Source organism: Dyella sp. GSA-30 (genome assembly GCF_027924605.1).
Taxonomy (GTDB): domain Bacteria; phylum Pseudomonadota; class Gammaproteobacteria; order Xanthomonadales; family Rhodanobacteraceae; genus GSA-30.
Window position 1 is genome coordinate 2952648 of the sequence record NZ_AP027042.1, and the last position, 22552, is coordinate 2975199.

Here is a 22552-nt window from a genome sequence, read left to right on the forward strand (position 1 = left end):
GAGCACTTCGATCAAGGATGGCTAGCCGCCCATGCGTTTTGCCTTTGTCGCCAGCGAGACTACGGTTGCCCAACAGGCCCGGCGCAAGTTTGTCGATCGCTACAAGGACGTCGCGCCGACCGAGGCCGACGTGATCGTCGCCTTGGGCGGCGACGGTTTCATGTTGCGCACGCTACATACCTACCGCGAAACGGCGGCGCCGGTGTACGGCATGAAGCTCGGTCGCGTCGGCTTTCTGATGAACAAGCACCGGACCGACGACCTGGCCGAGCGCGTCGAGCGCGCGCATGCTGCCTTGCTGTATCCGCTGGAAATGCGGGTGACCTGTGGCGGCGGCGACGTGCATCAGGCGTTGGCGTTCAATGAGGTGTCGCTATTGCGTCAGACCAACCAGGCGGCGCATCTCGAAGTCAAATTGAACGACGCGGTCAAACTGGAAACCCTGGTCTGCGACGGCATCCTGGTCTCCACACCTGCCGGCTCGACCGCCTACAACCTGTCGGCGCACGGCCCGATTCTGCCGCTTGACAGCAATGTGCTGGCGCTGACGCCGATCAGTCCGTTCCGTCCGCGCCGTTGGCGTGGCGCGATCCTGCCGCACCGGACGGTGGTCAGCCTGCGGGTGCTCGACGCGGGCAAGCGCCCGGTCAGTGCGACGGCGGATTTTCATGAAGTGCGCGACGTGCGACTGGTCGAAATCCGTCAGCAAACCGAACACGGCGTACGCTTGCTGTTCGATCCGGAACATAACCTCGAGCAGCGTATTCTCGACGAGCAATTCGCTCCGGACTGACTTGCCGACAACCTCGTCTGCTAGATTGCTTGCCATGACACGCTCAACTTCCGACGCTCACGATCCCAAGGCCGCTGCCGACAATCGACTGGTCGTGGCTATCTCTTCGCGCGCATTGTTCGATCTTGGCGACAGCCACGATTTGTTCGAGCGCGACGGGCTGGATGCCTATCGGGCATTCCAGATCGAGCACGAGAATGAGATTCTGCAACCGGGCGTAGCGTTTCCGCTGGTGCAGAAACTACTGGGCTTGAACAAGCTCGCTGGCGACCTGCCGCCCGTCGAAGTCATCTTGCTGTCGCGCAACTCAGGCGATACGGGGCTACGCATCTTCAACGCGATTCAGCACTACGGCCTGGAGATCAGCCGCGCGGCGTTTACCAGTGGCGCGCCAACCTCGGACTACATCGCGCCGTTCAAGGCCGACCTCTTTCTTTCCGCCAATGCCGAAGATGTTGGCCGTGCACTAGCCGCCGGCGTTGCTGCCGCAACCATTCTGCCCTCAGTCGCGCCGCCGCGCGCGACCGAGCAGCTGCGTATCGCGTTCGACGGCGATGCTGTCATTTTCGGTGACGAAGGCGAACGTGTGTCACGCGAGGAAGGGCTCGAGGCATTTCATCGCAACGAGCGCGAACAGGCCGATACGCCCTTGTCGGTAGGCCCGTTTCGCGGGTTTCTTACCGCGTTGCATCGCCTGCAGACGGCGTTTCCCGCCGAGAATTCGCCCATCCGCACGGCCCTGGTCACGGCGCGTTCCGCACCGGCGCACAAACGCGTGATCTTGACCCTGCGGCGCTGGGGCGTACGCATCGATGAGGCGCTTTTTCTGGGAGGCCGCGACAAAGGGCCATTCCTGGACGCCTTCGGCGCGGATATCTTCTTCGACGATTCGCCAGCGAATGTCGAGTCCGCACGCAGGCATGTTGCGACGGGTCATGTGCCGCATGGCGTCAGCAACAACTGATAGCCCATCTTCTTGGGAAATATCTTTCTAATTCATGTGGCTAGCCGGCTTACTCCACGCGGCTCTTTGGCCTTGCCTGGAACGTAAGGCATTTTTCTCCGATTGAATCTTCGATTTAATCGGTTGCGCCAAGACGCCGACCCTTCTAATTTTGTTGTCGACCCCAGCACACTTTCGCAGCTCGATATCGACGGGTAGCGTTGTGTCGGGAACAGCTCATGAAAGGATTCAGAGCTATGGACATCGACGACCCGCGGCATCCTTGCCAAAGGCGTTCAAGTTTCGCAAACAGTCTTTCGTCGGACAGGCGAACCAGTAACGGCGCTTAAGAGAGCGTGAGCGATTTTGATGTTGCGATAGCCGAGTCGATGCTCATCTGAGTAACTGTGTTGACACAACCTGTGTTGACACGGCGGGTGCTGCCCCAAGGACAAGGACGTGTCCTCAAGGCAGTAATGGTAGACCTTCGAGCTTCGTTGACATGGAAGCGTCGAAAACATTGCAAGGAGAGCCGGCGATGAAACGGAAGATGCCACCGCTCAATTCGCTCAAGGCATTTGAAGTAGCTGGTACGACGGGTAATTTCACCCGGGCAGCGGAGATGTTGAACGTTACCCAGAGTGCCGTCAGTCGGCAGGTGCGCCAGTTGGAGATCCAGCTGGGCGAGCCGCTTCTGCTGCGGCGTCATCATCATTTGCAACTCACCGATGCGGGGCGTTTGTTACTGCGCGCGCTGAAGCAGTCCTTCGACAAGATCGAACTCACGGTACGCGATATTCGAGACCGACGGCATGTGAGTCGACTGCGTGTCAATGCACCGCCGACGTTTTCGGGCCGCTGGCTGCTCCCTAGGCTTTCAAGCCTGCGCGAACTGCATCCCGATATCGAGATCACCCTGACCAATTTTGCGAGAGATAACCTCTCGGGCTCGGGAGGGATCGATTGCGCCATTCGGTGGGGCGACGGAGAGTGGAGCGAGCTCGACAGCACCTTTCTCATGCGCGAGCGAAGCATTGCCGTATGTTCACCAAGTCTGTTGTGTGCAGGCGGTAACGACGTACCTGACTTCTCTCGCGTTCCGCTGCTGCATGTGCTTTCGGCCGACGGTCAGCGGCAGCGTAGCTGGGCGCGTTGGCTGGAGGCGGCGGGGATTACCGGGGTCAACGTCGATGCAGGTTACGAGTTCGATCAATCCGATATGGCGATTCGTGCGGCGGTGGACGGGTTGGGTATAGCCATTGCCGACTGGCGGATGGTTGCCCGTGAGCTGCAGGAGGGCCCGTTGGTCCAGGTGCTCGATGTCCACGTAGAGGGGCATCAGTCCTATTGGTTTGTCACGCGCTCCGATCCGGCTCCGGCAAAGTCATTGCAGGCGTTTCGACAATGGCTCCAGCAAGAAGCAGGCGCCCCGCCTTCCTCCTCCGCCAACGGGACCATGCCAGGTCACATCGACAAGGCTATGGCCGAGCCCTATCGCTCAAAACCAAGCTAGTGCCCTGTCTCCAGGCTGACGATCCCCGGATGGCAGTCAGGTGGCACGCCGTAGACGTCACGCTGCCTTCTTTTGGCCGTAGGTTCAGGCAATGCGGGGTGGGGAACGCTTGAAATGCCCTCTGGGGCTCGTTTTCGAGGGGACTTGCCCAGGGTTGCTACGCGTCATGACCGGCGGGTAAGGGACAGCTAGAATAGGGGGCTTGTCCATTGCCTTTTCGGAAGCTGAAGCATGTCCGCTCGTTTGAACCCGTTCGACCTGTATGACGTCCGTTCGATGCTCTCTGACGAGGAGCGCATGGTGCAGGACACCGTGGCGCGATTTGTCGACGAGAAAGTCCTTCCGATCATCGGCGACTGCTTTGACCAGGCGCGCTTCCCGAAGGAACTGGTCCCCGAGATCGCCAATATGGGCCTGCTCGGTGCCACTCTTCCCGAGGAATATGGTTGCGCGGGCATGAACGGCGTCAGCTACGGCCTGATCTGCCAGGAGCTGGAGCGTGGCGATTCGGGCTTGCGCAGCTTTGCCTCCGTGCAGAGCTCGCTGTGCATGTACCCCATCTACGCCTACGGCAGCGAAGAACAGAAAAAGAACTATCTGCCGCGCATGGCTGCGGGTGAAGTCATCGGTTGTTTCGGTCTGACAGAGCCGCATGGCGGTTCCGATCCGGCGAACATGAAGACCCATGCCAAGAAAGACGGTGGCGACTGGGTTATCAATGGCGCCAAGATGTGGATCACCAACGGCAACCTGGCGCATATCGCGATCGTCTGGGCACAGACCGAGGACGGCATCCAGGGCTTTATCGTGCCGACCGACACCAAGGGTTTCACCGCGCAGGAAGTGCACAAGAAAATGAGCCTGCGCGCGTCCGTGACGTCGGCGCTGTTCTTCGACAATGTGCGCGTGCCTGATAGCGCCCGTCTGCCCAACGTCAAGGGTTTGAAGGGGCCGCTTGGCTGCCTTACCCAGGCGCGTTATGGCATTACCTGGGGGCCGATCGGCGCCGCCATCGCCTGCCTGCAGGAAGTACGCGACTACACCCAGGAGCGCATCCTGTTCGGTCGCCCGTTGGCCGCCAATCAGGCGATCCAGTTGAAGATGGCCGATATGGCCCGTCGCATCACCACCGCCCAGTTGCTGTCGCTGCAGTTGGGCCGGCTGAAGGACGCCGGTGCGATGCAGCCCACCCAGGTATCCCTTGCCAAGTGGAACAACTGCCGCATGGCCATCGATATCGCGCGCGAATGCCGTGACATCCTCGGTGGCGCGGGCATCACCACCGAGCACTCGGCCATCCGCCACGCCTTGAACCTGGAGTCGGTCATCACCTATGAGGGCACCGAGACGGTGCATCAGCTGGTGGTCGGCCGCGAATTGACCGGTATCAACGCGTTCTGAGCGCATGCCTCCGGCCTGTCGGAGGCATAAGTGTTGGGAGGAAGGCTGCAGTGGACTGGCAGAGTATCCGTATCGAAACCGAGCGCTTGATCCTCCGGCCGCCAAGGCTTGAGGATTTCGATGGCTGGGCCGCCAACATGGCTGACGAAGAAGCCGCGCGTTTCATCGGCGGCTATCAGCCGCGTGCGGCCGCGTGGCGCAATTTTCTGGTGATGGCCGGTGCCTGGCAGATGCAGGGCTTCGCCATGTTCTCGGTCATCGAGAAGGCGACCGGCCGGTGGATCGGACGGCTCGGCCCCTGGCAGCCGGAAGGCTGGCCGGGCACCGAAGTGGGCTGGGGTCTGGCGCGCGAAGCCTGGGGCAAGGGTTACGCGTTGGAGGGTGCATCGGCGAGCATCGACTGGGCTTTCGACAACTTGGGCTGGACCGAGGTCATCCACAGTATCGATCGCGACAACGACGCTTCGCAGGCGCTGGCGCGTCGGCTGGGCTCGACCAATCTTGGACCGGGGCAGTTACCTGCGCCGTACGAGCACGTGCAGATCGATATCTGGGGTCAGACGCGCGAGCAATGGCGCAGCCGCCGCGCATGAACGACCCGTTGCAGCAAACCCTGCAGGAGGCCTTGCCGGATCTGCAACGGCTATGCGTTGACCCGTGGGTGCTTATCGGCAGTGCGGCGGCACGCCTGGTTGGCGCCGACGTCGGCGTGGCCGATATCGATGTGCTGACCAGCGTCGCTGATGCCGACCGCCTGGTCGAGCATTGGCAGGCACGCCGCGAATCGCTGTTCGAGCCAGCTGGCGCTGAGCGGTTTCGTTCGCGTTTTGCGCGGTTTCGTTTTACGGGACTGCCGCTTGAAGTGATGGGCGGACTGCAACTGCATGACACGCGCGAATGGGTGCCTGTGATTGCCGGCGAAACCATGCTGGTGGCTTTTGGCGGCATGCAGATACCGGTGCCGCGGGTCGTCGAGCAGATTCGCATCCTGGAAAGTTTTGGACGTCCCAAAGATTTGCAACGCGCGGCATTGCTACGCGCCTTGAGCTAGTTACGACATACGTTTTCGCGCGATGACATCGCGCAACCTAAATCCCTGGATACCGACATGTCTGTTCCGTTTGCCATTACCGCTCGCCACAAAGGTTTCAACCGCGCCGAGATCGTCGATCAGAATTTCACCGAGTTCGTGCAGTTCTGGCAGGGCGACGTGCGCGACACGCCCGATGACGACGCGCCGGTATTGCCGGGCAGTGAGTTGAACGCACAAGGCTTTCGCGAGTTGCTCGAATCGCAGCTGATTTCGCGGCATCTGGACCTGATGGCCCGCGTGTTGCGTGTGCAGAACAAGGTGTTCTACACGATCGGTTCGTCGGGCCACGAAGGCAATGCGATGGTCGCACGGCTGACGCGCCATACCGATCCGGCCTTCCTGCATTACCGCTCCGGCGGTTTCATGGCCGAGCGTTTCCGCAAGCTGCCGGGCATGGACCCGGTGATGGATTCGGCGCTGTCCTTTGCCGCCAGCAGCGAAGATCCCGCCTCCGGTGGTCGCCACAAGGTGTGGGGCAGCAAACCGTTATGGGTATTGCCGCAGACTTCGACGATCGCCTCGCATCTCCCCAAGGCGCTGGGCACGGCCGTGGCGATCGAACAGGCACGTCGCATCGGCCATACCTTGCCGATTCCGGCGGACTCGATCGCGATCTGTTCGTTTGGCGATGCATCGAGCAACCACGCCACCGCGCAAACCGCGTTCAATGCGGCCGGTTGGACGGCCTATCAAAAGCTGCCGGCACCCGTGCTGTTCGTTTGCGAAGACAACGGCATCGGTATTTCGGTGAAGACACCGACGGGTTGGGTGGCAAGCAATTTTCAGCAGCGCTCCAATCTCGATTACTTCTTTGCCGACGGCCTGGATCTGGCCGAAGGCTATGCGCAGGTGCAGCGCGCGGTGGAGCATTGCCGTACCACGCGTCGCCCGACATTCCTGCATTTGAAAACCACGCGCGTGATGGGCCATGCCGGCACGGATTTCGAAATCGAATGGCGCAGTATCGAAGAGCTGGTATCGGTGGAATCCACCGATCCCTTGCTGCGTTCGGCGGCGATCGCACTGGAGTCCGGGCTCTATAGCAAGGACAGTCTGCTGTCCCTATACGAAGCCACCCGCAAGCGTTGCTTCGCCGCGGCCGAAGAGGCTGACCGCCGCCCCAGGCTGACCAGCCTGGCCGACGTGTTGAAGCCATTGGCGCCTTACACTCCAGACGCAGTCAAGCGCGAAGCGGAGCGGACCGATTACGCCGAGCGCCGTGTCGCCGCGTTCGGCAGCGAGGACAAGCTGCCCGAGAAGCAGGCGCCGCGTCATCTGGCGATTCAGATCGGTCAGGCCTTGCACGACCTGATGGCCAAGTATCCGCAGTCCTTGCTGTTCGGTGAAGACGTAGCGCAGAAAGGCGGCGTCTATACCGTCACCAAGGGGCTGCATAAGGCCTTCAAGAACAGCCGCGTGTTCAATACGCTGCTGGACGAAACGATGATTCTCGGTCTGGCCCAGGGCTTTGCCAGCATGGGCATGCTGCCGATTCCGGAAATCCAGTATCTGGCGTATTTCCATAACGCCTGCGACCAGATTCGTGGCGAAGCATGCAGCCTGCAGTTTTTCTCCAACGATCAATATCGCAACCCGATCCTGATGCGCGTGGCTTCGCTCGGTTATCAGAAAGGCTTCGGCGGCCATTTCCACAACGACAACTCGATCACCGCGCTGCGCGATATTCCCGGCCTGGTGGTCGGTTGCCCGAGTCGCGGCGACGATGCGGCGACCATGCTGCGTACCCTGTCCGCACTGGCGCAGGTCGATGGACGTGTCTGCGCGTTTCTGGAGCCGATCGCCTTGTACATGACCAAGGATTTGTACGAAGCCGGCGACGGTCAGTGGCAGTTCGACTATCCGGCACCGGGCTCGGCCATGACGTTGGGCGAGGGCCGCATCTACCACCCCGAGGCCAACGACCTGGTGGTCTTCACCTTCGGCAACGGCGTGCCGATGGCCTTGCGTGCCGCGCGCCAGATCGAAGCGGCGCATGGGTGGAAGACGCGCGTCGTCGATCTTCGCTGGCTAGCGCCGTTGAACAACGCCTTCATTGCCGAACAGGCACGTGATGCCAAGCGGATCATCGTGCTCGACGAGGGGCGTCGCAGCGCGGGCGTCGGCGAGGGGGTCATCACGGCGATCGTCGAAGGCGGTTTTGGCAAGACGCCGCTGCGTCGTGTGGTCGGCGAGGACACCTATACGCCGCTGGCAGGTGCTGCGCTTCTGGTGCTGCCGGGCGAATCGGATGTCGTTTCGGCAGCCGCGGAGCTGGCTTAGGACTTGCGTGCCGAGGCTCTTGCCCTCGGCACGCTGGGCGTCAGGCGCACATCGAGCTGTACCCGATTGCGCCCGTTGACCTTCGCGCCATACATCGCCTGATCGGCACGCTCGACGATCGACTCCACGGTGTCGCCTGGCGAACGCATGGCGACACCGATACTGACGCTGAGCGCAAGGTGCTTGCCATCGACCGGTATCTCGAGTCGATGCACGCGTCGACACAGTCGCGTGGCTACCTGCATCGCGAGTTCCTGATCGATGTCATAGAGCATGGCTACAAATTCTTCGCCACCATAGCGACCCAACAGGTCGGCAGGGCGCAGCTCATGGCGTAGCGCCGCCGCCACGGCTATCAGCGCACGATCGCCGGCCGCGTGCCCTTGCTTGTCGTTCAAGGTCTTGAAGTTATCCAGATCGAGAAACAGCAGTGCAAGCGGCTGTCCTGGCGTCGTGGCGAATATTTCCCGCACGCCTTCGGTCCAGGCCCGGCGATTGAGGATATTGGTCAGCGCGTCGTTGTCGGCCAGCACGCGGACCATGTCGCGGTCGCGCCGCACATTGAGCGCGCGATCGGCCAGGCCGAGCGAAAGGACAATCGCCTCGAACGCGCCGGCAGCAAGGCTGGCATCGTTGAGCCACAGGACATGGGGCAGGGCGCCGCCGATCTGGCTGCTGCACAGCGCGGTCAACACGAGCAGGGGCGTCCAGCCCAGCAGAAAGAACCAGGCGTGCCGCGAACCGCGCGCGACGGCCACGACCGCCGCTAGGAGCAGCAACAACGCGCCGAGAATCAACAACGGGTTGATGAGCACTTGCGCGGTGTGTTCCAGCACGTCGATGTGGCTGCTGCGCAATAACAGGATCAGGGGCATGCCGATCGCCAGTGCGATCACCGGCGGATGCAGCCAAGGCGCATAACGGCGCAACTCGCAGAAGCGCGCCATGAAAAGCGCGGCAAACGCCACGGACAAGGCAACCGCGAAGGTCGCCAGCGTCATCGCCGACCCGACCAGGAATTCCGCATCCAAGGGGTGAAACAGATAACCCGTCTGCACGCTCTGGATCAGCATGTAGCAAACGATGTATCCGGCGTACCAGGCAAACGTCGGATCGCGCAGCAAGGTCGCGAAACACAACGCCATCAAGGCCATCGCCAGCATCACGGCGAAGCATGCACTGGCGAAGGCCAGCCAGCTCGCATCGTCGCGCTCGTACTCGATGCGGTTTTGCAGGATGAAACTGACCGGAGCTGCGATGGTCGATGTCGGTTCGAACCTCAACAGCAACGGCTGCGAAGCCGGTATCTCGGCACCGATCCGAAACGTCACGCGTCCATGGCCATGCATCGCCGCGGAGAAATCGTTCAATGCGTTGGTCTGGCTCGCCCCGTTCGCGTCGTACAGCGTGATCTTGCCCAGGGAAGGCGGGTACACCGATAGCTGGCGCTCCACATCGATCCAGGGTCGATCGGCCTGCAGGACGACCCAGCTGCCGTCCTGTGGCAAGCGTTCCAGCACACCTGGGTCGAACGGGTGGAAATCGCCGTGTCGATAGGCGGCGAGTACGGTCTGCGGGGTGTCGCCAGCACGCACGTCGCGCCAGCCTCCCTGCAAGGTATCGGCGGCATGGCAGGGCCCGAGCAACGCGGCCAGTAGCCACGCTACGTTTTGCCACCGTCGGCGGCGTCTGGCCTTTTCGACCGACTCTCCGTCCATCCCCTATCCCCTGTGTCGCCAGTTTGTCCTGTCGACGTATCCCCGGCCGCCCGCCGGAGGGCATCCGGTGAGGGTCAGGTGATCTTGCCCACAGAATAGGCTAACGGGATAAAAATGTGCCGTAATTCACAAAAATTAACCTGTGGCAGTCGTCACGTGCCCTGAATCCGCAGCGCGCCAGACTCGCCTGCGGCGCCAGCAGGGCGCGACCCATCCGAGGAGCGGTTATGAGCAAGGTGAATGTGGCGGTATTCGTTGGCAGCCTGCGCAAGGACTCGTTCAACCGCTGCCTGGCCCGCGCGGTCGAACGGCTGGCGCCCACGGATTTCGCCTTCAACCACATCCGCATCGACGATCTGCCGCTCTACAGCCAGGATTTCGATCACGACTACCCGGCCAACGCCACGCGCCTGAAGCAGCAGGTCGAGGCTGCCGACGCCCTGTTATTCGTCACGCCCGAATACAACCGTTCGATCCCCGGCGTGCTCAAGAACGCGCTGGATATCGGTTCGCGGCCGTGGGGTACCAATTCGTTCGCCGGCAAACCGGGCGCGGTGATCGGCACCTCGATCGCCACCACCGGTTCGGCCATGTCGCAGCAGCATTTGCGCAATGTGCTGGCCTACCTCGATGTCTCCCTGCTGGCGCAGCCGGAAGTGTTTGTCCACTTCAAGGACGGCCTGTTCGACATCGATGGCAATATCGGCGTGGAAAGCACGCAGAAGTTTCTGCAAGGTTTTGTCGACCGCTATGTCGCGTGGGTGCGGCGCTTCAAGCCGTAGCCACGGCAAAAGAGGCCATCAGGCCTCGTTGGAGGCACCGACGCCGCAGATCTTTTCCAGTAGTTGCGCCTGCACGTTGCGCTGGCCAGTGCTCGATGGGCGCAGGTATTGACCGTCCGACTGCAGCTGCCATGCGCTCGTGTTGTCGCTCAGATAAAGGTCGAGCTCCTTGCGTACGCGCTGCTGCAGCTTCTTGCCCTCGATCGGAAAACCGGTTTCGATACGGCGGTCGAGATTGCGTTCCATCAGGTCGGCGCTGGCCAGGTAGAAACGCTCCTCGCCATCGTTGGCAAACCAGTACACGCGGCTGTGTTCCAGGAAGCGGCCGACGATCGAGCGCACACGGATATTCTGCGACACACCCGGCACACCGGGGCGCAGGCAGCACATGCCGCGTACGATCAGGTCGATCTTCACGCCGGCCATACTGGCTTTATAGAGCGCGCGAATGATCTTGGGATCGGTGATGGCGTTGACCTTGGCGATGATCTGCGCCGGTTTGCCGGCCGCCGCATTGGCGGTCTCGGTGGCGATCAATTCCAGCAGGGTCTTTTTCAGCGTGAACGGCGCATGCAGCAGTTTCTTCATGTGCTGCACCTTGCCCATGCCGGTGAGCTGGCTGAAAAGCTTGTGCACGTCTTCGCACAGGGCCTCATCGGAGGTCAGCAAGCTGTAGTCGGTGTAGAGGCGCGCATTGCCGGTGTGATAATTGCCGGTACCCAGGTGGGCATAGCGCACCAGTTCGCTGCCTTCGCGGCGCTGGATCAGCATCAGCTTGGCATGCGTCTTCACGCCGACCACGCCGTAGATCACTACGGCGCCGGCCTGCTGCAGGCGCGAGGCCAGCGTCAGGTTGGATTCCTCGTCGAAGCGTGCGCGCAGCTCGACCACGGCGGTCACTTCCTTGCCGGAGCGGGCCGCATCGACCAGTGCGTCGACGATTTCCGAATTCGCACCGCTGCGATAGAGCGTCTGCTTGATCGCCAGCACGCTCGGGTCCTTGGCGGCCTGATGCAACAGGTCGACCACCGGCGCGAACGACTCATAGGGATGCAGCAGCAGCACGTCCTGCTTGGCGATGACCTGGAACAGGTCTTCGGCCTTCTTGAGCGACTTGGGGATCGCCGGCGTGAACGGCGGATAGTTCAGCTGCGGACGCAGCGTCTTGCTGGCCAGGCCGAACAGGCGCGCCAGATTGACCGGCCCGTTGACCTCGTACATTTCAGCCGCGGTCAGGCCGAATTGCTTGAGCAGGTAATCGGTGAGGTTCTTGGGGCAGTTGTCGGCCACTTCCAAGCGTACCGCATCGCCGAACCGGCGCGAATACAGCTCGCCGCGCAGCGCACGCGCGAGATCCTCGACGTCTTCCGGATCGATGGTGAGGTCGGCGTTGCGGGTCAGGCGGAACTGATAGCAGCCCAGCACCGACATGCCGGGAAACAGCTCGTCGGCATGTTCGTGAATGATCGACGACAGCAGTACGAAGTTGTCGCCGCCTTCGCATACCTCATCGGGCAGGCGAATCAGGCGCGGCAGCACGCGCGGCGCCGGCACGATCGCCAGGCCCGAGTCGCGACCGAAGGCATCGATGCCTTCCAGTTGCACGATGAAGTTCAGGCTCTTGTTGACCAGCAGCGGAAACGGATGCGTGGGATCGAGGCCGATCGGCGTGACCAGCGGCGCGACCTCGTGGCGGAAATAGCGACGCACCCACAGCTTCTGCTTATGCGACCACTGGTTGCGGCGCACGATGCGCATGCCTTGCTTGTCGAGCTCGGGCAGGATGGCGTCGTTGAGGATCGAATACTGTCGCTCTATCTGCTTGTGCGCGATTTCGCTGATCTCGGCCAACGCCCGCTTCGGGGGAATGCCGTCCGGCCCGACGATTTCATGATCGAACGCGATCTGACTCTTCAGGCCCGCCACGCGGATCTCGAAGAATTCGTCCATGTTGGTGGAAAAGATCAGCAGGAACTTCAAGCGCTCGAGGATCGGCTTGCTTTCGTCCAGCGCCTGATCCAGCACGCGGATGTTGAACTGCAGCTGTGAAATCTCGCGATGGATATACAGGCTGGCGTCGTTCAGATCGGGCGCTGCCACCGCCACTGTTTCGACTGCGGTGGTTTCCGTCGTTACCTTCTCGGGGCGCGGAAGCGGAGCGGGCGTGGGGCTGTCGACGCTAGTATTCATTGAGATGCCATCGCGTTAGTCGGGTTGTCGTCGTGGGGCGAACAACACGAGTCCAAGGACAAAGCTAACCTATTAAGGCCGTTGGAGTGTTACAGACGTATGATGCTGCGGGCTGTTCTATGTGGCGCTAGACGGGCCGTTGTTGGCAAGAAAACGGCTGGGCGGCGCACCGAGCACGCGACGAAACACCGCCGACAGCGCACTGGAACTGTTATAGCCGAGCTCCATCGCCACCTGCGTGACCGGCTCGCCATTACCCAGTCGCGTCAGCGCAGCCAGCAGGCATGCCTGCTGGCGCCACGCGGCGAAGCTCATGCCGGTCTGTTCGCGAAACATGCGGGTGAAGTTGCGGCGGCTCATGCCGGCGCTCATCGCCATATCGTCGATTTTCACCTCTTGCGACGGATGCTCGAGCAGATGTCGGCACAACGCCGCCAGCCGCCGCTCGCGCGGTAGCGGGGTATTGAGCGCAAGTGTCGGCATGCGCCTGATTTCTTCCAGCAGCAGGCGCATGACCATGCCGTCACGGCCATCGAGCTCGTAAAGAGCGGGCAGATCCACCGCCTCGATAAGCAGCTCGTGCAACAAGGGTGAGACGGCGAGGACTTCGCAGTGCGTGGGCAGCCCGGTCGCCTGGGCAACATGCTCGAGTACAAAAGCGCTGCGCGTGGACGTCGGGCCACCCAGATGGACTTCGTGCATTACCCCCGACGGAATCCACAGCGCGCGGCGCGGCGGAATCACCCAGCTGCCTTCCTCGGTGATGACCGTCATGACGCCAGTCATCGCGTAAAGCAGCTGGCAACGACGATGCGAGTGCGGGCTCAGCACGTAGTGCGCCGCGTACTCGTTGCCGGTGGTCACGACGTCTCGCGGAATGTCCTCATAGCGGTCGATACGTGCGTTGCGCATGACTTGGCCCAAATTCGCTGATAGTTGACCCGATAACGTGTGCGGGCCGTCCGGCTTGACTCTAAGGTGTCGATCCATGGCGACGCAACCCACGCCATTCCCCGTCCCCCAGCCATCCGGTCACCATGCAAGCTCAAGTCGAGTCACCTCTAAGTCCCGTGGCGCCTCCGGTATTGCCCAGCGCTGCTCCGGCAGAGCATGCCGAGCCGAAAACCGAGTTCAGCATCATCGGTGCGATCAGTTTCTCGCATCTGCTCAACGACATGATCCAGTCGTTGATCCTGGCGATCTACCCGATCCTGAAAGGCGATTTCCACCTGAGTTTCGGCCAGATCGGCCTGATTACCCTGACGTATCAGCTCACCGCGTCATTGCTGCAGCCCCTGGTCGGCATGGTGACCGATCGCAAGCCGATGCCGTTTTCGCTGCCGATCGGCATGGGGTTCACCTTGTTCGGCTTGCTGCTGCTGTCGGTCGCGCCCAGCTTTCCGGTGCTCTTGTTGGCTGCTGCCCTGGTCGGTACGGGGTCGTCGGTGTTTCATCCCGAGTCGTCGCGCGTGGCGCGCATGGCCTCCGGTGGCCGGCATGGTCTGGCGCAGTCCCTGTTTCAGGTGGGCGGTAACGCCGGCTCCTCGCTCGGCCCGTTGCTGGCGGCCTGGATCATCGTGCCGCACGGCCGCGGCAGCGTGGCCTGGTTCGCGCTCGCAGCCTTGCTTGCCATGGCCGTACTGCTCCAGGTCAGCCGTTGGTACAGCGCGCACCACGCGGTGCGAGGCAAGAGCCGGGCAGGGCATGCCTCGGCGATCACGCTGACCCGCGGCAAGGTGGCCGCGTCGTTGGCCATCCTTGGCCTGCTGATCTTCTCCAAGTACTTCTACCTGGCCAGCATCAGCAGCTATTACACCTTTTTCCTGATCCACAAATTCGGCGTGTCGGTGCAGAGTGCCCAGACGCATCTGTTCGTGTTCCTGTTTGCCGTCGCGGCCGGCTCCCTGTTTGGTGGCCCGATCGGCGATCGCATCGGGCGCAAATGGGTGATCTGGGTATCGATCCTGGGCGTGGCGCCGTTCACCCTGATGCTGCCGTACGCCAACCTGTTCTGGACCGGCGTGCTGACCGTGGTGATTGGCCTGATCCTGGCTTCCGCGTTCTCGGCGATCCTGGTCTATGCGCAGGAGTTGATCCCGGGACGCGTCGGTATGATCTCTGGGTTGTTCTTCGGTTTTGCGTTTGGCATGGGCGGCATTGGCGCGGCAGTACTGGGCCACGTTGCCGATGCGCGTGGCATCGACTACGTGTATCACCTGTGCGCGTTCCTGCCGTTGATCGGGGTGATTACGGTGTTTTTGCCGAATCTGGATGTGGCAAAAAAGGTGGCTCTCGCCAAGAGCTAGAGGCCAACGCTGTAGCCTCGAACAACCTCTGTTTTTCCTATCGTCATCCCGGCCTTCGCCGGGATGACGAGTAGGGTGGGTTTTCAGGAGTTCCCTTCATTCATTACGGCTGCGCCATCGGAAGGTGGCAACGTCACCGCCGTAAATTGGTTATCGCCAGATCGATCAACTCATCGCCACGCCCGTTCATCACCGTGCGCAACGCCCACAAGCTGAAGCCCTTGACCTGTTCCAGCTGAATCTTCGGCGGCATGGACAACTCCTGCCGGTTGGTAACCACATCGACCAACGCCGGCCCCTTGTGCGCAAAGGCTTCGCGCACCGCGTCTTCCAGCCCACCGGCATCTTCCACGCGTATCCCGTGAATGCCCGCCGCGCGTGCCATCGCTGCGAAGTCCGGGTTATCCAGCGTAACGCCGACCGGTAGAAAACCCGACGCTTTCATTTCCAGCTCGACAAAGCCCAGCGTGCCGTTGTTGATGATCACGATCTTGACCGGTAGCTTGTGCTGTACGAGCGTGAGCAGATCGCCCATCAACATGGCGAAGCCACCATCGCCCGAGAGGCTGACGACTTGCCGTTTCGGATACGCCGTCTGCGCGCCAATAGCCTGCGGCATCGCGTTGGCCATGGAGCCGTGATTGAACGAGCCGAGCAGACGGCGTTTGCCGTTCATATGTAGATAGCGCGCCGCCCAGACGGTCGGCGTGCCGACATCGCACGTGAATACCGCATCGTCGTCGGCCAGGTCGCTGACCACGCGTGCGACATGCTGCGGATGGATCGGCTTGCTGCTGCCTTTGCCGGAGGCAAGTTCATCCAGGCCCTCGCGTGCCTTCTTGTAGTTGGCCAGGCTGGCTTTCAGATGGGTTTCGTCGCCGGTCGGCTTGAGCCGCGGTAACAAGGCATCGATGGTCGCCTTGACGTCGCCGACCAGGCCAAGATCGAGCTTGCAACGGCGGCCGAGATTTTCGGCGCGCAGATCGACCTGGCAGATCTTTGCATCCGTAGGGAAGAACTGGCGATACGGAAAATCGGTGCCCAGCATGAGCAAGGTGTCGCAGCTCATCATTGCTTCATAGCCGGAGCTGAAGCCGATCAGGCCCGTCATGCCCACATCGTACGGGTTGTCCCATTCGACATGTTCCTTGCCGCCGAGTGCGTGGACCACGGGGGCCTTCAAGGTCTCGGCGAGACGCACGACTTCATCGTGCGCACCGGCGCAGCCACGACCGCAGAACAGCGTCACCTTGCGACCTTTGCCGAGCAAGGCAGCGAGACGATCGAGATCTTCGGGCGTCGGTGTGACGACCGGCCTGGATGGCAACAAGCCTTCCTCGATCGCGGAAATGGCCGTGGCGTCGGATAAGGCGACATCGCCGGGCAACACAATGACCGCTACACCGCGCTGCCCGACGGCGGCACGAATCGCGTTTCCGACCACGCGCCGAATCTGCGACGGGCTGCTGACCAGCTCGCAGTAATGGCTGCATTCCTGAAACAGATTCTGCGGATGGGTTTCCTGGAAATAGCCGCCGCCGATTTCCGCCGACGGTATGTGCGCGGCGATCGCCAGCACCGGCGTACGGGTGCGCTGCGCATCGTAAAGGCCGTTGATCAGGTGCAGATTGCCTGGCCCGCACGATCCCGCGCACACCGCCAACGTGCCGGTCAGTTGCGATTCGGCGCAGGCGGCGAAGGCGGCAGCTTCTTCGTGTCGGTAGTGGATCCAGTCGATGTCCTTGCGTTGGCGCAAGGATTCGGTAATGCCGTTGAGGCTGTCACCGACTACCCCGTGAAAGCGTTTGATCGATGCCTGGGCAAGCATCTCGGTCAGGACGTCGGCGACTTTTACCGTGCTCATGCGATGGCTCCTTTCCTTGCGTCATAGGAAAGAGGCCATCGTGTCAGGGACGAGCTTTCAAAAGCGTGAAAGCCGAGCTCGCTTCAGGAAATCCCTCAAAGCTATTTCCTACTCGTCATTCCGGCGAAGGCCGGAATCCATTCCTCGATGTAGAGGCTTGCCCCATGTCGCCTGACAGGCGAGGACTGAGGAATGGATCCCGGCCTTCGCCGGGATGACGATAAAAATTGGGGTTGTTCGAAGCTCGCTTCAGACCTGTCCGACGATGATCGGTTCGGGCTCCAGCGTCACGCCGAAACGTTCGTGCACTCCGGCAACGACCTGTTGCGCCAGTGCCCACAGCTCGGTACCACTGGCCTTGCCATGGTTGACCAATACGAGCGCATGGCGATGCGATATGCCCGCATCGCCTTCGCGCAGCCCTTTGAATCCGGCGGCCTCGATCAACCAGGCAGCCGACAGTTTGGTCTTGCCGTCCTGGCCGGGCCATGCGGCAAGTTCCGGCTGCGACTGTTTGAGTGCATCGGCTAGGGCGGTATCGACGATGGGATTCTTGAAGAAACTCCCCGCATTGCCGATAACCGCCGGGTCGGGCAGCTTACGCGAACGCAGGTGCACGACCGCTTCGGCGACATGAAACGGCGCAGGCTTTTCGATGCCCATGCGCGCAAGCTCTTCGCGGATACCTGCATAGTCGAGCCGAAGTTCGCGCTGACGCGGCAGTACGAAGCGTACGGCGGTCACGATGTAGCGGCCCGGTTCGCGCTTGAATACCGAGTCGCGATACGCGAAGGCGCAATCGTGCTTGCTCAGCACGGCGACACGGCGCTCGCGCGTATCCCAGGCTTCGACGCTCTCGATGAACTCGGCGACTTCCGTACCATACGCGCCGATGTTCTGAATCGGCGCCGCGCCGACAGTGCCGGGAATCAGAATCAGGTTTTCCAGGCCGGCCAGACCCTGGCCCAACGTCCAACGCACGAAGTCGTCCCAGCGTTCGCCCGCGGCCACGGCGATACGCACGACTTCGCCATCCTGCTCCAGTTGCACGCCACGCGTGCCCATCGCCAGCACGGTGCCGTCGAAATTACCGGTGAAAAGCATATTGCTGCCTTCGCCCAGCACCAGCAACGGTCGCCGGCGGATGGCGGGAAAGTCGAGCAGCTCGGGTAGCTTGGCAGCGTCGTGTATATCGGCCAGCAATGACGCGCGCGCATCGACACGCATGGTATTGCGGCCCAACAACGGGGCATTTTCGGTCAGCGTATAACCGCCCATATCGGTAACTTCAGCCCGCATGCGCAGCTCCATGCTGGCGGCGAATTTCTTCGACGCATTCGCCGATCAGATGCGGGCCGCGATAGACCAGGCCAGAGTAGAGCTGGACCAGGTTGGCGCCGGCAGCGATTTTTTCCGACGCATTGTCGCCGTCGAGAATGCCGCCCACGCCGACGATGCCGATGTCCTTGCCCAGTCGCTGACGCATGCCGCGCAGAACTTCGGTAGAACGCGCAAACAAGGGTTTGCCGGAAAGGCCGCCGGCTTGCTGTGCATTCGGGTCGCCAGTCACCGCGCTACGATCGATCGTGGTGTTGGTGCAGATCACGCCGTCGACCTTGGCCTGCAGCAGCACGTCGGCGATGGCGTCGAGTTCGGTTTCGGACAGATCGGGTGCGATTTTCAACAGCATCGGCTTGCGTGTGCCACTTTGCGAGCCGAGCTTTTCCTGCGCTTCGCGCAGCGTTTCGATAAAGCGGCGCAGTGTGGCTTCTTCCTGCAGATCGCGCAGGCCTTGCGTATTCGGCGACGAGATATTCACCGTGATGTAGCTGGCGTGCGCATAGACGCGCTCCAGGCAGAACAGGTAGTCGTCGACCGCGCGTTCGTTCGGCGTGTCCTTGTTCTTACCGATATTGATGCCCAGCACGCCGCGATAGCTCGACCGCTGCACGTTGCGCACCAGGGCATCGACGCCGTCGTTATTGAAGCCGAGGCGGTTGATCACGGCTTCGTGGTTGGGCAGGCGGAACATGCGCGGCTTGTCGTTGCCGGGCTGTGGCCGCGGCGTGGTAGTCCCGACTTCGATAAAGCCGAAGCCGAGCGTGCCCAGCGCATCGATGTAGTCGGCGTTCTTGTCCAGTCCGGCGGCAAGCCCGACCGGATGTGGGAACCGTATGCCGAAAGCCGTCGTCGGCAACTCTGCCGGCGGCTTGGCGATCAGATGGGCAAGGTTGCTTCGCTGGGCTACGCCCAGACCGTACATCGTCAGATGATGCGCGGCTTCCGGATCGAGCATGAACAGCAGGGGGCGTAGTTTTTCGTACATGTCGTTACTCGAAGCTGCCGATGTAGACGCGGGTGTCGTAGTCGAAACTGACGCGGCCATCGTCCGCGCAAGCATCGAACAGCTCGCGCAAGGCGACCATCATCGGTTCGTGGTTGATATGTCCCGGCTTGGGCGCATACGACGAAGACATCAGACGGCCACTCAGCTGGTCGAAATCCACCCGCTGACCGTGATCGAAATGCGCCGTGCCACGGTAGCCGCTGCCGAACCACGCGCGCATGAAAGCATCGTCGGCATAGCGTTCGGCGACGGTGACGTAGTCGGTGCCATAGGTCTTCAGCAAACGCTCGTAGCCTTCGCGAAACGGCGTGCCGACGAGCAGGCGGGAATTCCAATAGATCGCCACCAGCCCGTCGGGACGCAGGACGCGCTTGAACTCGGTGCGTGTCGCTTCCGGCTCGAACCAATGAAAGGCTTGTGCGACCGAAATCAGATCGACGCTATGGCTATCGAGCTTGCTGGCATCGGCCTGACCGTCGGTGGTGCTGAAGCCGGGATAGTCGGCCAGCCAGCGTTCGGCGGCGCCACGCATCGAAGCATTCGGCTCGACCGCGACGACACGGTGGCCGGCATCGAGAAACATCTTGCTGGAGATGCCGGTGCCGGCACCGATATCGGCGACCTGCCAGCTGGCGGTGACGCCTTGCGTCTTGTGCAGCCAGTCGAGCAGAGCAGGCGGATAGTCCGGCCGATAACGCACATAGTCGTCGACGCGGTCGCTGAAACGTTCGGTGGCGTTGAGATGGGACATGCTCGTTACCCGGTAAGCAATTGGCCGCCATCGACGCATAGCGTCTGGCCGGTAATCCAGCCCGCCCAGGGCGAAGCGAGAAACAGCACCGCATGGGCGATATCTTCCGGTCGACCGTAACGGCCGAACGGAATCTTCGCCAGGATGCTGCGATAAAGCTCCGGCGCTTCGGTCTTGCGCTTGTCCCACAGGCCGTCGGGGAATTCGATCGAGCCGGATGCGACCGCGTTGACCCGGATGCGGTCCGGTGCCAACGCGAGCGCCTGCGACGTGGTGTATTGATTGAGCGCGGCCTTGACCGCGGCATACGCCGGCCCGCGTACGCCCGGATGGAAGGCGGCGATCGACGAGGTATGCACGATGCTCGCGTGCGGTGAGGCTTTCAGATACGGCAGCGCGTAACGCGACGCGCGCACGGCCGCCATCAGGTCGACGTTGAATCCGGCGGCCCAGCCTTCGTCGTCGTCGCTGAAACCGTATCCGCTGGCGTTGTTGATCAACACATCGATCCCACCCAGCGTTGCGGCGGCTTGTTCGATATAGCCCTCGATGGCCTTGCCATCGGCCAGGTCGCAGGACGCTGCGTGCGCTACGGCGCCCGTTGCGGCGATGGCGGTGCGTGTTTCATCGAGTGCCGTTTGTCCGCGTGCGCAAATCGACACGGCCGCGCCGGCGTGGGCAAATGCCAAGGCGATGCTGCGACCGATACCACGACTGCCGCCGGCAACTACGATGCGGTAGTTGCGGAAATCGAAAGCTGCGGGGGAGGTGGGTGACATGCGGCCTCAATGGATCGGCTTTCCTTCCTATTCGTCATCCCGGCGTAGGCCGGGACCCAGTGGCGTTATAAGTCGGTTGTCGCACCAACGCGAACGCTTCAGCCTGTTCGCAAAAACTGATAACCGAAGTCACTGGGTCCCGGCCTGCGCCGGGATGACGAGTAGGAAAGGCTATGCGTGTTTATGGACTCAAAGATCGAACTTGATGCCCTGCGCCAGCGGCAGCGAATTGGAGTAATTGATCGTGTTGGTCTGGCGACGCATATAGACCTTCCACGCATCCGAACCCGACTCGCGACCACCGCCAGTTTCCTTCTCGCCACCGAACGCGCCGCCGATTTCCGCACCCGAGGTGCCGATATTGACGTTGGCGATACCGCAATCCGAACCGGCTGACGACAGATACTGCTCGGCCGACTTCAGGTTCTGCGTGAAGATCGACGAGGACAGACCCTGTGGCACGCCGTTCTGCAGTTCGATCGCTTCGTCGAGCGTCTTGAACGGCATGACGTAGAGAATCGGCGCGAAGGTTTCGGTCTGCACGACTTCGTCGGCGTTCTTGACGCCGGTGACGATGGTCGGCAGCACGAAGTTACCCTTGCGGTCGCTTAACGCAGCGCCGCCGGTACGCACGGTGCCGCCCGTCGCCTTGGCCTTTTCGACTGCAGCCAGATAGGCCTTGACTGCGTCCTGGCTATTGAGCGGACCCATCAGCGTGGTGGCCAGGGTCGGGTCGCCGATCTTGCCTTCGACCTGCTTGTACGCCGTGACCAGCTTTTCGGTGACGTCGTCGATGATCGACTCGTGCACGAACAGGCGGCGCGTAGTGGTGCAGCGCTGGCCGGCGGTGCCGACGGCGCCGAACACGATCGCCGGGATCGCCAGTTTCAGGTCGGCGGTTTCGTCCACGATGATGGCGTTGTTGCCGCCCAGCTCAAGCAGCGAGCGACCCATGCGCTTGGCAACGCGCTCACCGACCTGGCGGCCGACCTTGGTCGAGCCGGTAAAGCTGATCAGCGGAATGCGCTTGTCGTCGACGAAGGTCTGGGACAGATCGGTACCGGCATCGTTGAACAGGAAGAACAGATCCGGATAACCGGCGGCCTTCAGGGCATCGTTGCAGATCTTCAGCGTGGCGATGGCCGACAACGGGGTCTTGGGCGACGGCTTCCAGATGCAGATGTCGCCACAGATGGCGGCCAGCATGGCGTTCCAGGCCCATACCGCTACCGGGAAATTGAAGGCGCTGATGATGCCGACCAGGCCGAGCGGCTGGTACTGCTCGTACATGCGGTGGCCCGGACGCTCCGAATGCATCGTGTAGCCGTACAGCATGCGGCTCTGGCCCACGGCGAAATCGGCGATATCGATCATTTCCTGCACTTCGCCATCGCCCTCGGGCTTGATCTTGCCCATTTCCAGGGCGACCAGCGAGCCGAGTGCGTCCTTGTGCTTGCGCAGCGCTTCGCCGCACAGGCGGACCGCTTCGCCGCGCTGCGGGGCGGGCGTGACGCGCCAGACCTTGAAGGCCTCCTGGGCGCGCTTGACGATCACTTCGTAGTCGGCGGCGCTGGAGGCGTGGACGCTGGCGATAACCTCGCCCGTGGCCGGATTGACCGGCTGCAGGTGGCCGGCGTCGGTGGTCTTGGACCACTCGCCCTGGCCGAGATACGTACCGGACTGCTCGCTGCCCAGACCGAGCGCTTTGAGGATTTCGTGCGACATGCCTACTCCTGAAGCCGACAAGGCGCCGTTCGGCGCCGGGGAAACGCCAATTCTAGCAGGCCGGCCT

18 protein-coding genes are annotated in these 22552 nt (G+C 62.0%); 9 read left to right on the forward strand and 9 right to left on the reverse strand.

The window, feature by feature from the left end; translation table 11 throughout:
• The first annotated feature begins 31 nt into the window (after positions 1-31).
• The 7 genes from QMG46_RS12885 (at position 32) to QMG46_RS12915 (ending at position 8023) form a co-directional block, all read left to right on the forward strand.
• On the forward strand, positions 32-793 hold the full coding sequence (locus tag QMG46_RS12885; RefSeq protein WP_281848234.1) for an NAD kinase: 762 nt from the start codon (positions 32-34) through the stop codon (positions 791-793).
• Between the two features lie 34 nt (positions 794-827).
• The gene (locus QMG46_RS12890; protein ID WP_281848235.1) at positions 828-1757 is read left to right on the forward strand and encodes a 5'-nucleotidase; all 930 of its coding nucleotides are present in this window, start codon (positions 828-830) and stop codon (positions 1755-1757) included.
• A 481-nt stretch (positions 1758-2238) separates the two neighbouring features.
• Entirely contained in the window at positions 2239-3249 is a 1011-nt protein-coding gene (locus QMG46_RS12895; RefSeq protein WP_281848236.1) for a LysR substrate-binding domain-containing protein, read from the forward strand.
• 231 nt (positions 3250-3480) lie between these two features.
• Positions 3481-4650, forward strand: coding sequence for an acyl-CoA dehydrogenase family protein (locus QMG46_RS12900; protein WP_281848237.1), 1170 nt, complete (start codon positions 3481-3483; stop codon positions 4648-4650).
• 50 nt (positions 4651-4700) lie between these two features.
• A complete protein-coding gene (locus QMG46_RS12905) occupies positions 4701-5243 on the forward strand; it encodes a GNAT family N-acetyltransferase (protein WP_281848238.1) in 543 nt (180 codons plus the stop codon).
• Positions 5240-5701, forward strand: a complete 462-nt coding sequence (locus QMG46_RS12910; RefSeq protein WP_281848239.1) for a hypothetical protein — start codon at positions 5240-5242, stop codon at positions 5699-5701. The genes QMG46_RS12905 and QMG46_RS12910 overlap by 4 nt, the downstream gene beginning before the upstream one ends.
• A gap of 57 nt (positions 5702-5758) precedes the next feature.
• Positions 5759-8023: a thiamine pyrophosphate-dependent enzyme gene (locus QMG46_RS12915; protein WP_281848240.1), complete on the forward strand. Its 2265-nt coding sequence runs from the start codon at positions 5759-5761 to the stop codon at positions 8021-8023.
• Here QMG46_RS12915 and QMG46_RS12920 read toward each other — a convergent pair.
• The gene (locus tag QMG46_RS12920; RefSeq protein ID WP_281848241.1) at positions 8020-9741 is read right to left on the reverse strand and encodes a sensor domain-containing diguanylate cyclase; all 1722 of its coding nucleotides are present in this window, start codon (positions 9739-9741) and stop codon (positions 8020-8022) included. The two genes, QMG46_RS12915 and QMG46_RS12920, sit on opposite strands and share 4 nt — an antisense overlap.
• A 227-nt stretch (positions 9742-9968) precedes the next feature.
• Between QMG46_RS12920 and QMG46_RS12925 the strand changes: the two genes are divergently transcribed.
• Positions 9969-10523, forward strand: coding sequence for an NADPH-dependent FMN reductase (locus tag QMG46_RS12925; protein ID WP_281848242.1), 555 nt, complete (start codon positions 9969-9971; stop codon positions 10521-10523).
• Positions 10524-10541: 18 nt separating this feature from the next.
• On the opposite strand, the gene ppk1 is transcribed toward QMG46_RS12925, so the two are convergent.
• Together ppk1 and QMG46_RS12935 are read right to left on the reverse strand one after the other, a co-directional pair.
• Positions 10542-12713 (reverse strand): polyphosphate kinase 1, encoded by a 2172-nt coding sequence (gene ppk1 / locus QMG46_RS12930; RefSeq protein ID WP_281848243.1) that lies wholly within the window; start codon positions 12711-12713, stop codon positions 10542-10544.
• A 117-nt stretch (positions 12714-12830) separates the two neighbouring features.
• Complete coding sequence (locus tag QMG46_RS12935) at positions 12831-13625, reverse strand: AraC family transcriptional regulator (protein WP_281848244.1); 795 nt, start codon at positions 13623-13625, stop codon at positions 12831-12833.
• A gap of 125 nt (positions 13626-13750) precedes the next feature.
• On the opposite strand from QMG46_RS12935, the gene QMG46_RS12940 reads away from it, so the two are divergent.
• Positions 13751-15019 carry an MFS transporter gene (locus tag QMG46_RS12940; protein ID WP_345781769.1) on the forward strand — a complete coding sequence of 423 codons (1269 nt, stop codon included), beginning with the start codon at positions 13751-13753 and terminating at the stop codon, positions 15017-15019.
• Positions 15020-15152: 133 nt separating this feature from the next.
• On the opposite strand, the gene poxB is transcribed toward QMG46_RS12940, so the two are convergent.
• The 6 genes from poxB to QMG46_RS12970 form a co-directional block, all read right to left on the reverse strand.
• On the reverse strand, positions 15153-16883 hold the full coding sequence (poxB, locus tag QMG46_RS12945; RefSeq protein WP_281848245.1) for a ubiquinone-dependent pyruvate dehydrogenase: 1731 nt from the start codon (positions 16881-16883) through the stop codon (positions 15153-15155).
• 249 nt (positions 16884-17132) lie between these two features.
• The gene (gene murB / locus QMG46_RS12950; RefSeq protein ID WP_281852888.1) at positions 17133-18161 is read right to left on the reverse strand and encodes a UDP-N-acetylmuramate dehydrogenase; all 1029 of its coding nucleotides are present in this window, start codon (positions 18159-18161) and stop codon (positions 17133-17135) included.
• Positions 18162-18171: 10 nt separating this feature from the next.
• On the reverse strand, positions 18172-19209 hold the full coding sequence (locus QMG46_RS12955; RefSeq protein WP_281848246.1) for a quinone-dependent dihydroorotate dehydrogenase: 1038 nt from the start codon (positions 19207-19209) through the stop codon (positions 18172-18174).
• Positions 19210-19213: 4 nt separating this feature from the next.
• The gene (locus QMG46_RS12960; RefSeq protein WP_281848247.1) at positions 19214-19981 is read right to left on the reverse strand and encodes a class I SAM-dependent methyltransferase; all 768 of its coding nucleotides are present in this window, start codon (positions 19979-19981) and stop codon (positions 19214-19216) included.
• A 5-nt stretch (positions 19982-19986) separates the two neighbouring features.
• The gene (locus QMG46_RS12965) at positions 19987-20760 is read right to left on the reverse strand and encodes an SDR family NAD(P)-dependent oxidoreductase (protein ID WP_281848248.1); all 774 of its coding nucleotides are present in this window, start codon (positions 20758-20760) and stop codon (positions 19987-19989) included.
• Positions 20761-20949: 189 nt separating this feature from the next.
• Entirely contained in the window at positions 20950-22485 is a 1536-nt protein-coding gene (locus QMG46_RS12970; RefSeq protein WP_281848249.1) for an L-piperidine-6-carboxylate dehydrogenase, read from the reverse strand.
• Positions 22486-22552 lie beyond the last annotated feature (67 nt).